16 protein-coding genes are annotated in these 19,274 nt (G+C 73.1%); 7 read left to right on the top strand and 9 right to left on the bottom strand.

Features of this window, described 5'->3' with window-relative positions; translation table 11 throughout:
• Positions 1-115: 115 nt before the first annotated feature.
• On the top strand, positions 116-1,984 hold the full coding sequence (typA, locus tag A4R25_RS01135) for a translational GTPase TypA (protein ID WP_043329598.1): 1,869 nt from the start codon (positions 116-118) through the stop codon (positions 1,982-1,984).
• 546 nt (positions 1,985-2,530) lie between these two features.
• Here the strand turns inward: typA and A4R25_RS01130 are convergent.
• Entirely contained in the window at positions 2,531-3,196 is a 666-nt protein-coding gene (locus A4R25_RS01130; protein ID WP_064445290.1) for a class I SAM-dependent methyltransferase, read from the bottom strand.
• 61 nt (positions 3,197-3,257) lie between these two features.
• Here A4R25_RS01130 and A4R25_RS01125 point away from each other — a divergent pair, with 61 nt between their 5' ends.
• Entirely contained in the window at positions 3,258-4,124 is an 867-nt protein-coding gene (locus tag A4R25_RS01125; RefSeq protein WP_064445289.1) for a serine hydrolase, read from the top strand.
• Between the two features lie 5 nt (positions 4,125-4,129).
• Here A4R25_RS01125 and A4R25_RS01120 read toward each other — a convergent pair whose 3' ends face one another.
• Positions 4,130-4,927 carry a tyrosine-protein phosphatase gene (locus A4R25_RS01120; protein WP_064445288.1) on the bottom strand — a complete coding sequence of 266 codons (798 nt, stop codon included), beginning with the start codon at positions 4,925-4,927 and terminating at the stop codon, positions 4,130-4,132.
• Positions 4,928-4,971: 44 nt separating this feature from the next.
• Between A4R25_RS01120 and A4R25_RS01115 the strand changes: the two genes are divergently transcribed.
• A complete protein-coding gene (locus A4R25_RS01115; RefSeq protein ID WP_043329594.1) occupies positions 4,972-6,069 on the top strand; it encodes a mandelate racemase/muconate lactonizing enzyme family protein in 1,098 nt (365 codons plus the stop codon).
• Positions 6,070-6,198: 129 nt separating this feature from the next.
• Complete coding sequence (locus A4R25_RS01110; protein WP_223201373.1) at positions 6,199-7,035, top strand: C40 family peptidase; 837 nt, start codon at positions 6,199-6,201, stop codon at positions 7,033-7,035.
• 8 nt (positions 7,036-7,043) lie between these two features.
• Here A4R25_RS01110 and A4R25_RS01105 read toward each other — a convergent pair whose 3' ends face one another.
• Positions 7,044-8,042, bottom strand: coding sequence for a TerC family protein (locus A4R25_RS01105; protein ID WP_043329590.1), 999 nt, complete (start codon positions 8,040-8,042; stop codon positions 7,044-7,046).
• 385 nt (positions 8,043-8,427) lie between these two features.
• Between A4R25_RS01105 and A4R25_RS01100 the strand changes: the two genes are divergently transcribed.
• Positions 8,428-8,721: an antibiotic biosynthesis monooxygenase gene (locus A4R25_RS01100; protein WP_030503827.1), complete on the top strand. Its 294-nt coding sequence runs from the start codon at positions 8,428-8,430 to the stop codon at positions 8,719-8,721.
• 116 nt (positions 8,722-8,837) lie between these two features.
• Here the strand turns inward: A4R25_RS01100 and A4R25_RS01095 are convergent, their stop codons facing one another.
• The 4 genes from A4R25_RS01095 to uvrB form a co-directional block, all read right to left on the bottom strand.
• Positions 8,838-9,734: a DUF5753 domain-containing protein gene (locus A4R25_RS01095; protein ID WP_030503826.1), complete on the bottom strand. Its 897-nt coding sequence runs from the start codon at positions 9,732-9,734 to the stop codon at positions 8,838-8,840.
• Between the two features lie 95 nt (positions 9,735-9,829).
• The gene (locus A4R25_RS01090) at positions 9,830-10,198 is read right to left on the bottom strand and encodes a VOC family protein (protein ID WP_064445287.1); all 369 of its coding nucleotides are present in this window, start codon (positions 10,196-10,198) and stop codon (positions 9,830-9,832) included.
• A gap of 24 nt (positions 10,199-10,222) precedes the next feature.
• Entirely contained in the window at positions 10,223-11,059 is an 837-nt protein-coding gene (locus tag A4R25_RS01085; RefSeq protein ID WP_064445286.1) for a helix-turn-helix transcriptional regulator, read from the bottom strand.
• Positions 11,060-11,084: 25 nt separating this feature from the next.
• Positions 11,085-13,190, bottom strand: coding sequence for an excinuclease ABC subunit UvrB (gene uvrB / locus A4R25_RS01080; RefSeq protein WP_043329585.1), 2,106 nt, complete (start codon positions 13,188-13,190; stop codon positions 11,085-11,087).
• Positions 13,191-13,490: 300 nt separating this feature from the next.
• Between uvrB and A4R25_RS01075 the strand changes: the two genes are divergently transcribed.
• Positions 13,491-15,107 (top strand): hypothetical protein, encoded by a 1,617-nt coding sequence (locus A4R25_RS01075; RefSeq protein WP_231915395.1) that lies wholly within the window; start codon positions 13,491-13,493, stop codon positions 15,105-15,107.
• Between the two features lie 36 nt (positions 15,108-15,143).
• On the opposite strand, the gene coaE is transcribed toward A4R25_RS01075, so the two are convergent.
• Together coaE and rpsA are read right to left on the bottom strand one after the other, a co-directional pair.
• Complete coding sequence (coaE, locus tag A4R25_RS01070) at positions 15,144-16,322, bottom strand: dephospho-CoA kinase (RefSeq protein ID WP_064445285.1); 1,179 nt, start codon at positions 16,320-16,322, stop codon at positions 15,144-15,146.
• 161 nt (positions 16,323-16,483) lie between these two features.
• A complete protein-coding gene (rpsA, locus tag A4R25_RS01065) occupies positions 16,484-18,013 on the bottom strand; it encodes a 30S ribosomal protein S1 (protein ID WP_051611429.1) in 1,530 nt (509 codons plus the stop codon).
• Positions 18,014-18,325: 312 nt separating this feature from the next.
• On the opposite strand from rpsA, the gene A4R25_RS01060 reads away from it, so the two are divergent.
• Positions 18,326-19,129, top strand: a complete 804-nt coding sequence (locus tag A4R25_RS01060; RefSeq protein ID WP_064445284.1) for a class I SAM-dependent methyltransferase — start codon at positions 18,326-18,328, stop codon at positions 19,127-19,129.
• The last annotated feature ends 145 nt before the right edge of the window (positions 19,130-19,274 follow it).

The following is a 19,274-nucleotide window of genomic DNA, read 5'->3' as shown; positions in this document are numbered from 1 at the left end:
GTGTCAGCATGCCAGTCGCTGGAACGGTCGGCACAGCACTTTCGACGCAGATCCGGGCGATCTCGGGGTGACCCCGAGGCGTGCCCGGGCTACCGCAGACAGGAGTATGGAGGGTATGCAGCTACGCACCGACCTCCGCAACGTCGCCATCATCGCCCACGTCGACCACGGCAAGACGACCCTGGTCGACGCCATGTTGCGGCAGGCCGGCGCCTACGGCGCCCGCGGTGAGAACACCGAGCGGGTCATGGACTCGATGGACCTCGAGCGCGAGAAGGGCATCACCATCCTCGCCAAGAACACCGGCGTGCGGTACCTGCCGGCGGACGGCTCGGAACCGGTCACCATCAACATCATCGACACCCCCGGTCACGCCGACTTCGGCGGCGAGGTCGAGCGCGGCCTGACCATGGTCGACGGTGTGGTGCTGCTGGTCGACGCCAGCGAGGGCCCCCTGCCGCAGACCCGGTTCGTGCTCCGCAAGGCGCTGCGCGCGCGGCTGCCGATCATCCTGGTGATCAACAAGGTGGACCGTCCGGACGCCCGGATCAAGGAGGTCGTCGACGACACGTACGAGCTGTTCCTCGACCTGGACGCCGACGAGGAGCAGATCGACTTCCCGATCGTCTACGCCTGCGCCCGCGACGGCATCGCCTCGCTGACCCAGCCCGCCGACGGCGCGGTCCCGGACGACAGCAGCAACCTGGAGCCGCTGTTCCGCACCCTGCTGGACACCATCCCCGCGCCCGCGTACGACGAGGGCGCGCCGCTGCAGGCGCACGTCACCAACCTCGACGCCTCGCCGTTCCTGGGCCGGCTCGCGCTGTGCCGGGTCCGCCAGGGCACGATCAGCAAGGGCCAGACCGTGGCCTGGTGCCGCACCGACGGCAGCACCCAGCGGGTACGCATCTCCGAGCTGCTGATGACCGAGGGCCTGGAGCGCAAGCCGGCCGAGTCCGCCGGGCCGGGCGACATCATCGCCGTGGCCGGCATCCCGGAGATCATGATCGGTGAGACACTCGCCGACGCCGAGAACCCGGTGCCGCTGCCGCTGATCACCGTGGACGAGCCGGCCATCTCGATGACCATCGGCACCAACACCTCGCCGCTGGTCGGCCGGGTCAAGGGCGCCAAGGTCACCGCCCGGATGGTCAAGGACCGGCTCGACAAGGAGCTGATCGGCAACGTGTCGCTGCGGGTGCTGCCCACCGAGCGGCCGGACGCCTGGGAGGTGCAGGGCCGTGGTGAGCTGGCCCTGGCGATCCTGGTCGAGCAGATGCGCCGCGAGTCCTTCGAGCTCACCGTCGGCAAGCCGCAGGTCGTCACCCGGGAGATCGACGGGAAGACCTGCGAGCCGGTCGAGCGGCTGACCATCGACGCCCCGGAGGAGTACCTCGGCGCGATCACCCAGCTCCTGGCAACCCGCAAGGGCCGGATGGAGCAGCTGGTCAACCACGGCACCGGCTGGATCCGGATGGAGTGGCTGGTCCCGGCGCGCGGCCTGATCGGCTTCCGCACCGAGTTCCTCACCGAGACCCGCGGCACCGGCATCCTGCACCACGTCTTCGAGTCGTACGAGCCGTGGTTCGGCGAGCTGCGCACCCGCAACAACGGGTCGCTGGTCGCCGACCGGGCCGGCGCGGTCACCGCGTTCGCGATGACCAACCTCCAGGAACGCGGCCAGCTCTTCGTCGAGCCGGGCACCGAGGTGTACGAGGGCATGATCGTCGGCGAGAACTCCCGCTCCGACGACATGGACGTCAACATCACCAAGGAGAAGAAGCTCACCAACATGCGCTCGTCGACCGCCGACGAGACCGAGAAGCTGATCCCGCCGCGCAAGCTGTCCCTGGAGCAGGCGCTGGAGTTCTGCCGCGAGGACGAGTGCGTCGAGGTCACCCCGGCCGCGGTGCGCATCCGCAAGGTGGTGCTGGACCAGACCCAGCGCGGCCGGATGGCGGCCCGCCGCAAGCACGCAGGCTGACCCACCCCGCCCCACCCGGAGCCCGGCCCGCCCCAGGCGGACCGGGCTCCCCCGTCTCTCCCCCTGCCCTGCCCTGCCCTGCCCTGCCCTGCCCTGCCCGGTTGATCATGAGGTTGGCGGCGTTTTCGATCTCCATAACCGCCGCCAACCTCATGATCGACCGCCAAGCGCGAGATCTTGGTACGAAATGGCCCCTCCAGGGGCCGATTCCTACCAAGATCTACACGGATCTCGGGATATGACCTTCTAGATCCCGGATAGTGGGAGATTGGGCGGTCTCCGCGGACGGCATGGGAGCGGCCGTCGGATGACGTGGAACTGGCGGACTGAGCCAGCAGTGGACGTCCCGACGCAGGCCGGAACCGGTGGGCGGAGGAGAAGCGAGCGGGCCGACGCAGGCGGAAGCCGGCGGACGGGGGCAGGAGCGGGCGGGCGGATCCCGGAAGCGGGCGGACGAGTGGCCGACCACGGTGGAGGTCGGGCGACAGCGGTGGCGGCACTGCCCCGGACGAACGCCCGTAACAGGACGATCGTGGGGACGAGGCGTCAGCGGGGCTTGGTGGCGGCGATCGCCAGGGCGTCGGGGACAGGCCCGGAGCCGGACTCGACCACCCGGGTCACCACCAGACCGGCCGCGGTGACGGCGTTGAGCAGGTCGGCCAGGGGCAGGTGCCAGGCGCCGACACGCGCCCGCACCCCGACGACGTTCCACGACCGCAGCGTGTGCTCCCGTGAGGCGTACCCGCCGTCGATCACGATCCGCTCCGGCTCGGACCGGTCGGCGAACGCGCCCACGTAACACGGATGCACCCCGACGTGCACCAGCCGGCCACCGGGCGCCAGCACCCGCGCCGCCTCCGCGAGCGCGGGCGGATAGTCGGGCATGTCGGTGTGCGCGAGCACGCACACCGCGGCCGGCACCGCGCCGGCGGCCAGCGGCAGCGCTGTCGCGTCAGCCCGGGCCACCGGCAGCCGCGACCGGGCGTGGCGCAGTTGCCCGCCGGACAGGTCCACACCCACCGGCGTCCATCCGAGACGGCGCAGCTCGGCCGCGTGCGCGCCGGTGCCGCAGCACAGGTCCAGGCAGCGGCCCGGGCCCTCGCCCAGCAGGCCGGCCAGCACCGACCGGATCCGGTCCATGTAGACCGACGAGGTCTCGCTGGCGTACTCCTCGTACCAGTCGGCGATGTCGTCGTACAACGGGGTCGTCATCTCCGCACGCTAGCCCCGCACCGGGCCCGCCGCTGCCCCGCAGATCGGCTACGGTGCCCCCATGACCTGGGAGGAGCTCGACGCGCACCTGGACAAGGTGCCCGGCACCGTCTCCGCGTACGTGGGCCGGCCCGGCGCGCGGCCGACGTGGACGCGGCGCGCCGACGCCACCCACTACGCGGCGAGCACGATGAAGCTCGCCGTGCTGGTGGCGCTGTTCCGCGCCGCCGAGGCCGGCCGGCTCGACCTGGACGCGCCGGTGCCGGTGCGCAACTCGTTCGACTCCGCGCTGCCCGGCGCGCCCCGGTTCGCCAACGCCCGGAACTACGACAACGACGAGGCGGTCTGGGACCGCGTCGGCGGGGACGCGCCGCTGCGCTGGCTCGCCGAACGGATGATCGTCCGGTCCAGCAACCTGGCCACGAACATCTGCATCGGCCAGGTGGGGCTGCCCGCCGTGGCGCGGGCGTGGGCGCTCGCCGGGGCGCGGCACAGCGTCACCGGCCGCGGCATCGAGGACTTCGCCGCCCGCGACTCCGGCATCGACAACCTGGTCACCGCCGCCGACCTGGCCGCCCTGCTCGGCGAGCTGGCGCTCGGCGCGACCCGGCCCCGCCCGCTCGCCTCGCCGTCTGCCTGCGCGGCCATGCTCGACGTGCTCGCCGCCCAGGAGCACCGCGAGGACCTCGCCGCCGGGCTGCCCGACGGCACCCGCGTCGCGCACAAGAACGGCTGGGTGCGCGGCGTGCGCCACGGCGCCGGCGTGGTCTTCCCGGACGACGCGCCGCCGTACACGATCGTCGTCTGCACCACCACCGACCTGGCCGACGGCGGCGCGGACGGCGACGAGGTGGAGGACGACGCCTGCCGGCTGATCGCGCACGTCTCCGCGCGGGTCTGGGCGGCGCGACACGACCTGGCCGGCTGACCCGGCTACTCCAGCAGCCGCTCGCGCAGCGCCGCGCGGTCCGCGTCGGTCACCCCCAGACCGTCGCGCAGGTACGCCTCGAACGAGCCGTGCGTCCGGCGCACCTCGTCGTAGGCGGCGTCCAGGTATTCCGGGCGCACCTCCAGCAGCGGCCGCGCCACCGCCGGATCCAGGTCCGGCCGGCGCTGGATCATCGCGGACAGCAGCACCTCGCGCAGGCTCTCGGTCAGCTCGTTGTGCACCAGGTAGTCGGCGCGGATCGCCTCCTCCTGGACGCCCAGCGCGGTCAGCAGCACCACCGACAGCCAGCCGGTGCGGTCCTTGCCGGCCGAGCAGTGGAACAGCAGCGGCAGGTTCGCGTCCTCGACGGCCAGCCGCACCGCCGCGCTGAAACCGGCCCGCGCCGACTCGCCGGTGACGAACCAGCGGTAGATCGCCGTCATCGCCCCCGGCATGCCCTCCCGGGCCAGCGCCGCGTAGGCGTTCAGGTCGTGGCCCTGCAGCACCGCCGAGACGTACGTGAAAACGGGATGCGCCGCGTCGTAGACGGGCAGGTGCACCACGCGGGGCGCACCGGCCAGCCGGTCCGGCGGGGCCACCGCCTGCTCGTGGACGTCACGCAGGTCCACCACGCAGGCCGGGCCGAGCTTGCCCAGCACCGGCAGGTCCTCGTCGGTGAGCCGGCCCAGCGCGGGCGTGCGGATGAGCCGCCCGGCGCGTATCCGCCGCCCGTCTGTCGTCGGCAGTCCGCCCAGGTCACGCGCGTTCGGCGCGCCCACCAGCTCCCATTCCCGCCCGGTCATCGGCCCTCCCCTGCTCGCCGCCAGTTGGCTATAGGGTGCCCCACATGACCATCGCCGCGGTACGCACCCACCGTCTGTCGGCCCCCTTACACACCCCGTTCGTCACCGCGCTGCGCCGCACCACCACAGTGGACACGCTGGTCGTGGAGGTGATCGACGGCGACGGCCGCTCGGGTTTCGGTGAGGCGCCGCAGGTCTGGCAGGTGACCGGCGCGTCGGTGGCCGGCGCCGAGGCGTGCGTACGCGAACTGCTCGCGCCGCTGCTGATCGGCCGGGACGCCGACGACCTCCAGGCGGGCTGCGCGCTGGTGCGTCGCGCGGTGGTCGGCAACGAGTCGGCGAAGGCGGCGGTCGACGTGGCGCTGCACGACCTGGCCGCGCGGCGGCTCGGCGTACCCCTGGTGCGTCTGCTCGGCGGCACGGCGCTGCGCGTGCCGACGGACGTCACGCTGGCCGCCGGCGACGCGGTCGACCTGGCCGCGACGGCGGCGCGGCGCGGCGCCGAGGGGTTCGGGGTGCTCAAGCTCAAGGTCGGCACCGACGCCCGCGGCGACCTGGACCGGGTGCGCGCGGTGCGGGCCGCGGTCGGGCCGGACGTGCGCATCCGGCTGGACGCCAACCAGGGCTGGACGCCCCGGGAGGCGGTGCGGGTGATCCGCGCGATCGAGGACGCGGGGCTCGACGTCGAGCTGGTCGAGCAGCCGGTGCACCGCCGTGACCTGGACGGGCTGGCCTGGGTCAGCGACCGGGTCGGGCTGCCGATCCTGGCCGACGAGTCCGTCTTCGACGTGCGGGACATGGTCGAGGTGATCCGGCGGCGGGCCGCCGACATGGTCAACGTGAAGCTGGCCAAGTGCGGTGGGCTGCAACCGGCCCGCACGCTGCTGGACCTGGCCGCCGCGCACGGCATGGGCACCATCGTCGGCTCGATGATGGAGGGCCCGGTCGGCGTGGGCGCCGCCGCCAGCCTGGTCGCCGCCTACGGCACCACCGCCGTGTCGGACCTCGACGCCGCCTGGTGGCTGGCCTGGTCGCCGGTGACCGGCGGCATCCGGTACGAGGGCGCGAGCGTGCTGCTGCCGGACGCGCCGGGTCTCGGCGTCACCGGCCTCCGTGAAGCTAAAATTCAGTCACATGGTTGAGTAGCGGCAGAATTTTTCATATGGTCGCCCGGAGAAGCATTCCAGAGAGGGGTACGCGTGGCGCCTCAACCGTGCCGACAGGCCGTCGTACGGGTGCCGGTGGCGACCCTGTGGACAGCACCCGATGCGGTGCGCCCGATCGACCGGCCCGCTCTTGCCGACTGCCCCGACGTCGCCGGCTGGATCGCCGGGATGGACCGCGACCAGCGGGTCGGTGACTGCGTCCTGACCCAGTTGCTGCTCGGCGAGCCGGTACGGATCACCGAGACGCGGCCGGACGGCTGGGCCCGCGTCGTCGCGCTCGGCCAGCCCGCCGCGAAACACGGCGCCGACGGCTACCCGGGCTGGGTGCGGACCGCCCACCTGACCACAGCCGAGCCGGCCGGCGCCGCGCTGACCGTCGACGTCGCCCACACCACGCTGCACGCCTCGCCGGGCGGCGCACCGGCGCTTCGCGGCCTGGTGCTCGGCACCCGCCTGGAGTCGGCCGGGCGGCCGGTGGACGGCGGGCGACCGGTCCGCGTACCGGGTCGGGCCGACCCGCTGTGGGCCCCGGAGGGCGACCTGGTGCCGCTGCCGGCCGAACGCCCCGAGGCCAAGGAGGTGCTCGCGGTCGCCGAGCGGCTGCGTGACCTGCTCTACGTCTGGGGCGGCCTGTCCACCGACGGCATCGACTGCTCCGGGCTGGTCCACCTGGCCTGGCGGCGGCACGGGATCACGCTCCCCCGCGACGCCGACGACCAGGCGGACGCGACGACGCCGGTGGCGCTCGGCGACGAACGTCCCGGCGACCTCTACTTCTTCGCGCGGCCCGGCCGGCGCGTCCACCACGTCGGGATCGTCTCGGCCGAGCCGCACGGCGGCCGGCGCCGGATGCTGCACGCCTGCTACCTGACCCGCCGGGTGGTCGAGGAGGAGCTGCCCGCCGACCGGGCCGCCACGCTCGTCGGCGCGCACCGCGTCTGACCCTGCGGTCAGGGGCGGGTCTTGACCAGCTCCCGTCGCCGGTCCCGCGACGACTTCGCCAGGCTTGCCGCAGTGGCCACGGCCAGGGTGCCGAGGATGACGGTGAGCGACAGCCAGATCGGGATGTGCGGGGCCCACCCCACGGGCTCGCCGCCGTTGATGAACGGCAGGTGGTTGTCGGCGAGCGCCTCCAGCATCAGCTTCACGCCGATGAAGCCGAGCACCACGGCGAGGCCGTAGCTGAGGTAGATGAGCCGGTCCAGCAGGCCGCCGAGCAGGAAGTAGAGCTGCCGCAGCCCCATCAGGGCGAAGACGTTGGCGGTGAAGACCAGGTACGGCTCCTGGGTGATGCCGAAGATCGCCGGGATCGAGTCGAGCGCGAAGATCAGGTCGGTGGTGCCGATCGCGATCATCACGATCAGCATCGGGGTGAACAGCCGCCGACCGTTCTCCCGGGTGGTGATCTTCGCCCCGTCGTAGTCCCGGGACAGCGGCAGCGCCCGCCGGCTCCACCGGATCAGCACGTTCTCGCTGAACTCGTCCTCGTCCGGCTCGCCCTGCCGGGCCAGGTTCACCGCGGTGTAGATGAGGAACGCGCCGAAGATGTAGAACACCCAGGAGAACTGGGAGATCAGCGCCGCGCCGGCCGCGATGAAGCCGCCACGCATGACCAGCGCCAGGATGATGCCGACGAGCAGCACCTTCTGCTGATACTGCCGGGGCACCCCGAAGCGGGCCATGATGATGACGAAGACGAAGAGGTTGTCCACCGAGAGGCTGTACTCGGTGAGCCAGCCGGTGTAGAACTCCCCCGCCACGCGGCCACCGGCGGTCAGCCAGAGCACCCCGCCGAAGATCAGCGCCAGGCCGACGTAGAAGCCCACCCAGAGGCTGGACTCGCGGACGCTGGGCTCGTGCGGTCGCCGGCCGATGATGAACAGGTCGGCGAGCAGGACCGCGATCATCGCGATCAGCGTTACCGCCCACACCAATGCGGACACGTTCAAATCCATCCTCCGGCAGACACGCGGCCTCGGGCACACCGTACGCCGGGTGGGCTGCAGGGGTGCGTCGACGCTGACAGGGGTGACTGTCGGAGGTCTCTTCCGCCGGAGCCTGACAGCAGGTTCCGACCGACGGAGCCGGGTCGGGCCACCGTAAGGTACCGGCGCTCTTCCGTGCTGACGACTCCACCGCGAGGGAATACTCCCCTCCTCGGGCGCCATTGTTCACCATCACACCCAGGTGCCGCATCTCCGGGCCGTCGTACGGCTGGGTGACGTGCGCCGCCTCACCCCGCGTAGCGCATCCTAGGAGGCTAGCCCAGCAACTCTCGCCCGGGCGTCTCCCCCGGTGCGTACACCCGGCGGGGTGGCATGGCAGGCTGCGGACATGGTTCTTGAGGTCGCGCTGATCGATGTGACGCCCGGAAACGAGGACGACTTCGCCGCCGCCTACGCGCAGGCACGGCCGATCCTCGCCGGCGCCGAGGGCTGCCGTTCCGTGCGGATGACCCGGGGCGTGGAGTCGCCCACCCGGTTCGTCCTGCTGGTCGAGTGGGACTCGGTCGAGGCGCACGACGTGAACTTCCGCCAGACCGACCGGTTCGCGCAGTGGCGCGGGCTGATCGGCCCGTACTTCGCCGGGCCGCCGCTGGTCGAGCACTTCACCGACGTCCCGGCCTGAACTGTCGTACCCGTGCCGTAGCCTGCGCGCTGCGCGGCCACCGGCCCCGACGGTCATCGGGGGCGCCGGGCCCGGTGGTCGCGCCAGCTCGTGCCGGTCGATCCAGCTCGCGCCGGTCAGCCCAGGTCGTGCGGATCGCGCTGACGGGGCACCGGCGCAGCCCCCAGCCGCCGGGCCACCAGCTCGGCCGTGGCATCGGGTGGCAGCGCGACCGCGAGCAGCCGCTCGATGACCCGTTCGTAGTGGCTCACGTCCGTCTCGGACACCAGGCGCACGTCGGTGGTCAGCGTCTCCACCAGCACGGTGCGCGGGTCCGCCGGATCGGGGTAGGCGTAGTAGGAGAACGGCGCGAGCGGGTGCGGGCCGTCGCCGCAGGACGCGCCGGGCAGCAGCCGGACGCTGACGCGAGGCCGCTCGGCGAGGGCGAGCAGATGCCGCATCTGGTCACGCCACACGTCACCGGGCAGGCCGTCCGGGTCGCAGACCCGCTCGTCGATCAGCGCCGTGTAGTGCGGCGGATCCGGCCGGATCAGCAGCTCCTGACGCGCCGCGCGGGCGCGGACCTCGGCCTCCACGTCCACGTCCCCGGTCAGCGCCGCGCCCGCCGATACGCGCAACCGGGCGTACGCCGGGGTCTGGAGCAGGCCGGGCACGAGCGCGCACTGATACTCGACGATGCGCTCGGCGCCCGCCTCCAGCTCGACGTACGCCCGCTGCCGTTCGCCCATCTCGCCGAGCGCCCGGGACCAGCCGCGTCCGGTGGCGGCGTCCCGGGCGATGACTATCAGCTCGTCCCGCTGCGGTGACGGCACCTGATAGACGTCGAGCAGGTCGAGCACGTCGGCCAGGTCGGGCCGACTCTGCCCCAGCTCGATGCGGGACAGCTTCGAGGTGGACGCCCAACCCAGCCGGACGCAGACCTGCTCCAACGTGAGCGACTCGCGACGGCGCAGCCGGCGCAGCTCCACACCGAGCCGCGCCCTCCGGACCACGGGACTTGCTGACAACGGCATGCACGCCTCCCAGGGGAGGAGAGTACGCATGACCATCACGCTCGGCAATACCTCGCCCACACAGCGCTACCACGCCCGGAGTAGGCGCCAGTCGTTCAGGGGCGGTAGGTGCCGAACGACCAGACGTGCCCGGACAGGTCGCGGGCGATGTAGTCACGGGAGCCGTAGTCGGTGTCGAACGGCGCCCTGATGATCTCCGCGCCGGCCGCCCCGGCCCGCTCGTGATGCGCGTCGACGTCGTCGATCGCCAGGTAGACGCGGTAGTCGTCGTCGGCCGGGCGGGGCTGCGGCGCCGGCCCCGGGCCGAGCATCACCAGATCGCCGGCGTACTCCAGCTCGACGTGGACCAGGGTGCCGTCGGGCAGCTCGTGCAGCTCGCGCACGGTGAGGCCGAACGCGGAACAGAGGAAGTCGACGGCGGCTCGCACGTCGGGATAGCGCAAGACGGGATAAACGCTCTGCATGCCGCCAGTCTGCCGCCGCCTCGGTCAGGCCGGATTGGACGAATGAGATCCCGGCCCGGCCAGCGCGGCCGGGGTGACGCCGGCGAACTCGCGGAACTCCCGGATCAGATGCGACTGGTCGTAGTAGCCCCACCGGGCCGCCCGCTCCGCCCAGCCGGTGTCGCCGGGCACGGCGAAGGGCGCAGTGAGCACGGTGCGGCCCAGGCTCGCGTACGCCCGGTCGAAACGCAGCAGACGGGCGACGGTCCTCGGCGGCAGGCCGAACTCCCGTCGGAACCGGACCGACAGGTGGCGACGCGACCAGCCCAGCTCCTCGGCCAGCGTGGCCACGCCGACCGCTTCCCCGCCGCCGTCCAGCCGCCGCCAGGCGGCCAGCAGGTGCGGGTCCACCGGCGTGGTCGCCGCCAGCCGCGCGGACAGCGCGGCGTCGAGCCGGGCGAAACGCTCCGGCCAGCCCGGCGCTGCGGCCAGCTCGTCGCGCAGCCGGGCCAGCCAGCCCGCCACCGCGTCGACCGGCGCCGCCCGGTTGGCCAGCTCGGCCAGCGGCAGCCCGAGCAGGCGGCGGGCCGCCGGGGCGGTCAGCATCACCTGGACCCCGGTGCCCGTCCCCACGGTGCGGGTGGCGCACCAGCTGTCGAACGGGCCGGCCAGGAAGGCGTTCGTGGAGTATGCGCCCCGGGCCGGGTCACGCGGGTCGGTGACGTCCAGCGGGTCGCCCCAGCCGAGGATCAGCACCACGAACGCGCCCGCCACCTCCCGGCGCACCAGCGGGACGGACACGTCCTCGCGGTAGCCGAGGTAGCTGTCCACCCACTGGCGCAGTCGCGGATCGGGGCGCGCGACGACGGCCTCGGTCAGCATCGCGCCGCCCCGGCCGTCACGCCGGTCACCGGACTCCTGCGGCGTCCATCCCGCGCAGCTCCTTCTTGAGGTCGGCGACCTCGTCCCGGATGCGTGCGGCCAGCTCGAACTGCAGCTCCCGCGCGGCGGCGAGCATCTGGTCGTTGAGCTCCTGGATGAGGTTGGCCAGGTCGGCCCGGGCCATGCCCTCGCGGGACGGGGTGGTCGCGGCGCCCCGGCGGCTGCGGGTCTCCTTCACCGGCGCCTTGCCCCGGGAGAGCTGCCGCACGGCACCGCCGACGTTGCTGTTCTCGGTGTCCTCCGCCTCGCGGTAGATGTCGTCGAGGATGTCGTGGATCTTCTTGCGCAACGGCTCCGGCTTGATGCCGTTCGCCTCGTTGTGCGCGATCTGCTTGGCCCGGCGCCGGTTGGTCTCGTCGATCGCGTCCGCCATCGACGGCGTGATCTTGTCGGCGTACATGTGGACCTGGCCGGAGACGTTACGGGCCGCCCGGCCGATGGTCTGGATCAGCGACCGGCCGCTGCGCAGGAACCCCTCCTTGTCGGCGTCGAGGATCGCCACCAGGGAGACCTCGGGCAGGTCGAGACCCTCCCGGAGCAGGTTGATGCCGACGAGCACGTCGTAGTCGCCCTTGCGCAGCTCGCGCAGCAGCTCGACCCGGCGCAGCGTGTCGACCTCGGAGTGCAGGTAGCGCACCCGGATGCCGTTCTCCAGCAGGTAGTCGGAGAGGTCCTCGGCCATCTTCTTGGTGAGCGTGGTGACCAGGACGCGCTCGTCCCGCTCGGTGCGCAGCTTGATCTCGTGCATGAGGTCGTCGATCTGGCCCTTTGTCGGCTTGACCACGACCTCCGGGTCGATCAGGCCGGTGGGGCGGATCACCTGCTCGACGAACTCGCCCTGCGCCTGCTCCAGCTCCCACGGGCCGGGGGTGGCGGACAGGTAGACCATCTGGCCCACCCGCTCCAGGAACTCGTCGAAGCGCAGCGGGCGGTTGTCCGCCGCGCTGGGCAGCCGGAAGCCGTGGTCGATGAGCATCCGCTTGCGGGAGGCGTCGCCCTCGTACATGCCGCCGATCTGCGGGATCGTCACGTGCGACTCGTCGACCACGGTGAGGAAGTCGTCGGGGAAGTAGTCGAGCAGGCAGTGCGGCGGGCTGCCGGGCAGCCGGCCGTCGATGTGCATGGAGTAGTTCTCGATGCCGGAGCAGAAGCCCACCTGCCGCATCATCTCGATGTCGTAGGTGGTGCGCATGCGCAGCCGCTGGGCCTCCAGCAGCTTGCCCTGCCGCTCCAGCTCGGCCAGCCGCTCGCCCAGCTCGGCCTCGATGTCGCGGATCGCCCGTTCCATCCGCTCCGGGCCGGCGGCGTAGTGCGTGGCCGGGAAGATCATCAAGCTGTCGACCTCGCGGACCACGTCACCGGTCAGCGGGTTCAGGTAGTAGAGCTTCTCGATCTCGTCACCGAACAGCTCGATGCGGACCGCCAGCTCCTCGTACGCCGGGATGATCTCCAGCGTGTCGCCGCGGACCCGGAAGGTGCCGCGCTGGAAGGCCATGTCGTTGCGCGTGTACTGGATGTCGACCAGCCGCCGCAGCAACTGGTCACGGTCCAGCTCCTGCCCCACCTTCACCCGCACGGCCCGGTCGAGGTATTCCTCCGGCGTGCCCAGCCCGTAGATCGCCGAGACGGTGGCGACCACGATGACGTCGCGCCGGGTGAGCAGCGACATGGTGGCCGAGTGCCGCAGCCGCTCGACCTCCTCGTTGATCGAGGAGTCCTTCTCGATGTAGGTGTCGGTCTGCGGGATGTACGCCTCGGGCTGGTAGTAGTCGTAGTAGGAGACGAAGTATTCGACGGCGTTGCGCGGCAGCAGCTCGCCGAACTCCTTCGCCAGCTGGGCCGCGAGGGTCTTGTTGGGGGCGAGCACCAGGGTCGGCCGCTGCAGCCGCTCGACCAGCCACGCCGTGGTGGCGCTCTTGCCGGTGCCGGTCGCGCCGAGCAGCACCGTGTTGCGGTCGCCGCGCCGCACGCGACGCTCAAGCTCGTCGATGGCAGCCGGCTGGTCACCGGCCGGCTGGAACTCACTGACGACCTGGAAGCGGCCGTCGAGCCGGGGAATGTCGAGCGCCATGACACCAACCGTACGCCCGCGGTCCGACACTTCCGGCCACGACCACGGACCGTCCCTGATCAGCTTCGATATTCCCATTGTGTGGCTCATCTCACGGGTTTACCCTCGTACCGTAGGCCGCTCGCGGCGGCCGACCGGGCCGGCGACCGCCCCCTTCCGAGGGCCGGTTGCCCCCGGCGCCAGGGCCGCAGCACCCGGGTCGACCGGCGTGCGCGCCGACGGTGGTCGCGCGCAGGCGCTGACCGGCCGCCGCGAGCGCCCCTGCTCGTCACCGAAACCCCGCTCTCGCGTTTTCCACTCGTGGGGACCTCTCCCGACCGCCGGCCGCGACGCGAGCCGCCCGACACCGGCGCGCCCCCGTCCGCCGACGACGCCGGCCGCCCACGCGGCGCGGGTCGCCCCCGCCGCCTCACCGCCCGGGGCGGCGGCGACCAGTCCGTGCCCCGTGAGCCCGGCCGCCGGCACCGCCGCGCCCGCACCAGCACGCCGGCCCGGCCCGCCACCGTGGCCGGCCGGCGCCGCCGCGAGCTCGTCACCGGCCGCTCCCCCGCTCACCCGGCCCGGCCCGGAGGCGGCCCGGAACTGGACGGCGCCGACGACCCACCGGACGGGCCGGGCCGCCGCCGGATCATGCTCGCCGCGCTCGCCGGCGCCGCCGTGATCTCCGCGACGGCGCTGGTCGCCGCGCTGCTGACCGGGACGCCCGGGCCCGACGCACCGGCCGGGACGACTCGCCCGCTCACCTCCGCCGAGGCCGACCGGGTGGCCGCGCTGCGGGTCACCAACCTGCGCGACGTACGCGCCGGCGTCCGGGTCACTGTGGGCGCCGGCGGCGCCCGTACCGAACTGGTCGGCTGGGTCGACTGGGCCCGCCCCCTGGTCTACCTGGACGTCGGCGGCCCCGGCGCGGACGCCGACCGGGGCCTGGCCCAGGCCACCGGCTCCGCGTTGCTCGTGCGCCCCGACCCCGGCGCGCTCCCCACGCCGGCCCGGCCCCCGCTGGTGCCGCCCACTGACGGCTGGCGGATGCGGGCCCCGGGCGGCGGGCACGGCCTGGGCGCGGTACGCGACCTGCTGATCGGGCTCGGCGCCGCGCGGGTCGACCCGCCCGGCGCCGACGGCCGATGGCTGCGCCACGACAGCGTCGGCGGGATCCCGGTGGACGTGCTCCAGGCCCCGCTCGCCGTGCCGGGCGACCCGCGGCCCACACTCTGGCTGGACGCCGACGCCCGCCTGCACCGGCTCGCCGGACGGCTGGCCGACGGCACCCCGGTCACCGTCGAGCTGAGCCGCGCGGACCGGCCCACGCTGCACCCGGTGGACGCCCTCGGCGGCCGGCCCGGGCAACCCCGTGACCTCACCGACGACGAGGCCGAGCGGCTGGCCGCGCTGCCCGCCCGCCTGCGCGCCGTCGGCGGCGCGGCGGTGACCGTGACCGCCCCGCTCGGCCCGTCCGCCACCCTGCGCGGCACGGGCACGCTGAGCTGGGCTACCTCGTCGGCGTACCTGGTGGTGATCGAGGACGGCAGCGGCCGGCGCACCCTGCGCTGGGTCCGGCCGGGCCGGGTGGCCGAGGCGCACCGGTCCCCCGACGGGCCGGCCACGCCGCCGACGCCGATGCCGGCCGGGCTGCTCGCGGCGCCCGCGCGCCCGCCCGGCGACGACCTGGACCGGCTGATCGACGCGGCGCTGCGCGCCGGGACGCACGCGCCGGACGGCGCCCTCCGGGTACGGGAGGACCGGGTCGCCGACCGGACCGTCGACGTGGTCGAGGTGCCGGGCGGCAGGCGCTGGTGGCTCGACCGCGGTGGGCTGCCACGCCGGCTGGAACTGCGCACCGGGTCCGGTGTCTGGGTCCGGCTCGACCTCACGCCGGGCCGTGTGTCCGCCGGTCCAGCGGGCCCGGCGTCGCGCTGACCCGCCCGCCGCCGCGCGCGAGGCCGCGGGTGAGCGTCAGGGACGCCAGCCGGTCTGCGCGGCCCACTCCTCGGCGCGCAGGTGCTCCTCGTCGAACCACGGGTCGTTGACAGTGCCCCACGCGGCGTGCTCCGGCGCGGTGGCCGCCAGCTCCCGCTTCACCTGCAGGTAGTCGGCCCGCCGCGCCGGGTCGGCGCGCAGGTGGTCGCGCATCAGCAGCGCGTACCGCCAGCCGGGCGAGCCGGCCTCGCGCAGGTGCAGCCGCACCGGACGCCCCGGGTCCGCGCCGCCGTGCAGCCGCTTGGGCCAGCGCACCGGCTCCGGCTGCCGGGGGACGTCCCACCAGTCACCCGGCAGGCGCGGGAAGCCCGCCTCGGCCAGCCGCTGCGCGAGCGGCCCGTCCGCCTCGTCCAGCGAGGAGACAGTCACCTGGATGTCGATCACGTCCGGCGCGGCCAGCCCCGGCACGGCGGTGGAGCCGACGTGGTCGACCCGGACGTCACCGCCCGCCGCGTGGCGGATCCGGGCGGCCAGCCGGGCGTACTGCTCGGGCCAGGTCGGGTCCGGCCCGGCGAGCGCCGCCGGGTCGGCCGACACGGCGCGGCGCTCGCGGACGTTGCGCTCGTAGGGCACCAGGCGGTCCCGCCAGAGGGCGTCCACGGCGGCGTGCAGCTCGGTGAGCGTGCCGTCGTTGGCCAGCAGCACGTCGGCGACCGCGCGCCGGGTGGCGTCGTCGGCCTGCGCGGCGATGCGCCGCTGCGCCTCCGCCGCGGCCATGCCCCGGTCGCGGGTCAGCCGGGCCATCCGGGTCGGCACGGCCGTCTGCACCACGACCACCAGGTGGTACGTGGGCGCGAGCCCCACCTCGACCAGCAGCGGGACGTCGTTGACGACTATCGCGTCGGCCGGGGCGGCGGCGACCAGTTCGGCGCTGCGTGCGCGTACCCGGGGGTGGGTGATCCCTTCGAGCGTGCGGCGGGCGGCCTCGTCGCCGAAGACCAGCGCGCCGAGGGCGGCCCGGTCCAGCGCCCCGTCGGCGTCGAGGACCCTGTCGGAGAAGGCGGCGACCACCTCGGCCAGCCCGTCGGTGCCGGGCGCGACGATCTCGCGGGCGATGCGGTCCGAGTCGACGATCACCGCGCCCAGCGCGGCGAGGCGGCTCGCCACCGCGCTCTTGCCCGATCCGATTCCGCCGGTCAGCCCCACCTTCAGCACCCGGACAGTCAACCGGATCGCTCGTCCACATGCCAAACCGTCCCGGCACACGACGCGGGCCCCGCCCCCGGCGCTCCGCTGGTGCGGAACGCGGGGACGGGGCCCGTCGTCAGAGGCGGTCGCCGGCTCGTCCGGTGGGACGAGCCGGCGTCAGCGTCCGGTCACTTGCCGCCGGCGAGCTTCTCCCGCAGCGCGGCGAGCGCCTCGTCGGTCGCGAGCGTGCCGGCCGGCTCCTCGGCCTGACGGCTCGGGGCCGAGGTCGAGGTGGTGGTGCCGCTGGTGGCGGGCGGAGCCGGGTTGGCAGCGGCCTCGGCGTCGGCGGCGCGGGAGGTCTGCACCTGCTTGGTGTGGGCCTCCCAGCGCTGACGTGCCTCGGCGTACTGCTGCTCCCAGGTCTCGCGCTGCTTGTCGTAGCCCTCGAGCCACTCGCCCGTCTCCGGGTCGAAGCCCTCCGGGTAGATGTAGTTGCCCTGCTCGTCGTAGGTCGCGGCCATGCCGTAGAGGGTCGGGTCGAAGTGCTCCTCGCCCTCGACGAAGCCCTCGTTGGCCTGCTTGAGCGACAGCGAGATCCGGCGGCGCTCCAGGTCGATGTCGATGACCTTGACCATGACCTCGGAGCCGACCTGCACGACCTGCTCCGGGATCTCCACGTGGCGCTCGGCCAGCTCGGAGATGTGGACCAGGCCCTCGATGCCGTCGTCCACCCGGACGAACGCGCCGAACGGCACCAGCTTGGTGACCTTACCCGGCACGATCTGCTGGATCGCGTGGGTGCGGGCGAACTGACGCCACGGGTCCTCCTGCGTCGCCTTCAGCGACAGCGAGACCCGCTCGCGGTCCAGGTCGACGTCCAGGACCTCGACCTCGACCTCCTGGCCCACCTCGACGACCTCGGACGGGTGGTCGATGTGCTTCCAGGACAGCTCGGAGACGTGCACGAGGCCGTCCACGCCGCCCAGGTCGACGAACGCGCCGAAGTTGACGATCGAGGAGACGACGCCCTTGCGGACCTGCCCCTTCTGCAGCTTGTTGAGGAACTCGGTGCGCACCTCGGACTGCGTCTGCTCCAGCCAGGCACGGCGGGACAGGACCACGTTGTTGCGGTTCTTGTCCAGCTCGATGATCTTGGCTTCGAGCTCGCGGCCGACGTACGGCTGCAGGTCACGCACACGCCGCATCTCGACGAGCGACGCGGGCAGGAAGCCGCGCAGGCCGATGTCGAGGATGAGACCACCCTTGACGACCTCGATGACCGAACCGCGGACGACGCCGTCCTCGTCCTTGATCTTCTCGATCGTGCCCCAGGCCCGCTCGTACTGCGCCCGCTTCTTGGAGAGGATCAGCCGACCCTCCTTGTCCTCCTTCTGGAGGACGAGGGCCTCGATGTGGTCGCCCACCGAAACGACCTCGGCCGGGTCCACGTCGTGCTTGATCGACAACTCCCGAGAGGGGATGACACCCTCGGTCTTGTAGCCGATGTCGAGCAGGACCTCGTCCCGATCGACCTTGACGACGGTGCCTTCGACAATGTCGCCGTCGTTGAAGTACTTGATGGTCTCGTCGATCGCGGCGAGGAAAGCTTCCTCAGAGCCGAGGTCGTCGTGGGTGACCTTGTTGGCGCTCGAGGTGGCCTCGATGCTGCTCGTCATGTGGGCGGTTGCTCCGGTCGGATGGGTTGTCACAGCGGGCATGGGTGTCGCGGTGACTCTGCCGCGCCAACGGATCCGTCGCCGGGCACACCGAACGATCGACGCGAGAAGATCATTAGTGGCTCCGGTGACCGCGCACCTGCTCCCTGCCGAGGCACACGATCCGCGAGCGCATCGTCTAGCCTACCCGCTGCATTACCACAGCGTGCAAGCCCTCCCGGGTCCGCGCGAACTCATCCGCTGCGAAAGCGGAGATTTTGCGCGGTAAGGGGCCACAGCTGTCTCGTCCGTCACACCCGTCCCAACCGCCACCCCACCCGACCGGCCGGACGCCGCCGGACCTAGCGTGGACGGGTGGACGACGACAGGGTGACCCGCCGACGGGTCGACGCCGGTGAGATCCGCCGGGCCAACCGCGGCTGGTGGGACACCGACGCCGACGCGTACCAGGCCGAGCACGGCGCGTTCCTCGGTGACGCCGACTTCGTCTGGTGCCCGGAGGGCCTGCGCGAGGCCGACGCGCGGCTGCTCGGCGACGTGGCCGGCCGGCGGATCCTCGAACTCGGCGCCGGGGCGGCCGCCGCCGCCCGCTGGCTCGCCGCCCAGGGCGCCCGGCCGGTCGCGCTGGACCTGTCCGCCGGCATGTTGCGGCACGCCGCCGAGGCCGCCGAACGCACCGGGGTACGCGTGCCGCTGGTGCAGGCCGACGCGCTCGCCCTGCCGTTCGCCGACGCCGCGTTCGACACGGTCTGCACCGCGTTCGGCGCGATCCCGTTCGTGGACGACTCGGCGGCGGCGATGCGCGAGGTGGCCCGGGTGCTGCGCCCCGGCGGCCGGTGGGTCTTCTCGGTCACCCACCCGATGCGCTGGATCTTCCTGGACGACCCGGGCGAGGGCGGGCTGACCGCCGTGCACTCGTACTTCGACCGCTCCCCCTACGTCGAGCAGGACGAGCACGGCGTGGCCACGTACGTCGAGCAGCACCGCACCCTGGGCGACCGGATCCGGGAGCTGGTCGGCGCCGGGTTCCGGCTGCTGGACCTGGTGGAGCCGGAGTGGCCGGCCGGGCACGAGGGCATCTGGGGGCAGTGGAGCCCGTTGCGCGGCCGGCTGTTCCCCGGCACGGCGATCTTCGTCGCCGAGAAACCGGCCCGCTGACGCCGGACGGACGCGCGGTGCGATCGGGGCGGCGGTAGCGCCCCTACGTTGCCCTGGTGACCGCCGAGCCGATCGCGACACCATCCTCTCCATGGCGTCCGGACCCGCTTCGGCAACAGCGTGCCGACCACATGGTGGAGGAACT

Source organism: Micromonospora sp. NBRC 110037 (assembly GCF_001652995.1).
GTDB lineage: Bacteria > Actinomycetota > Actinomycetes > Mycobacteriales > Micromonosporaceae > Micromonospora > Micromonospora chalcea.
This window is presented reverse-complemented; position numbering and strand designations above follow the sequence as displayed.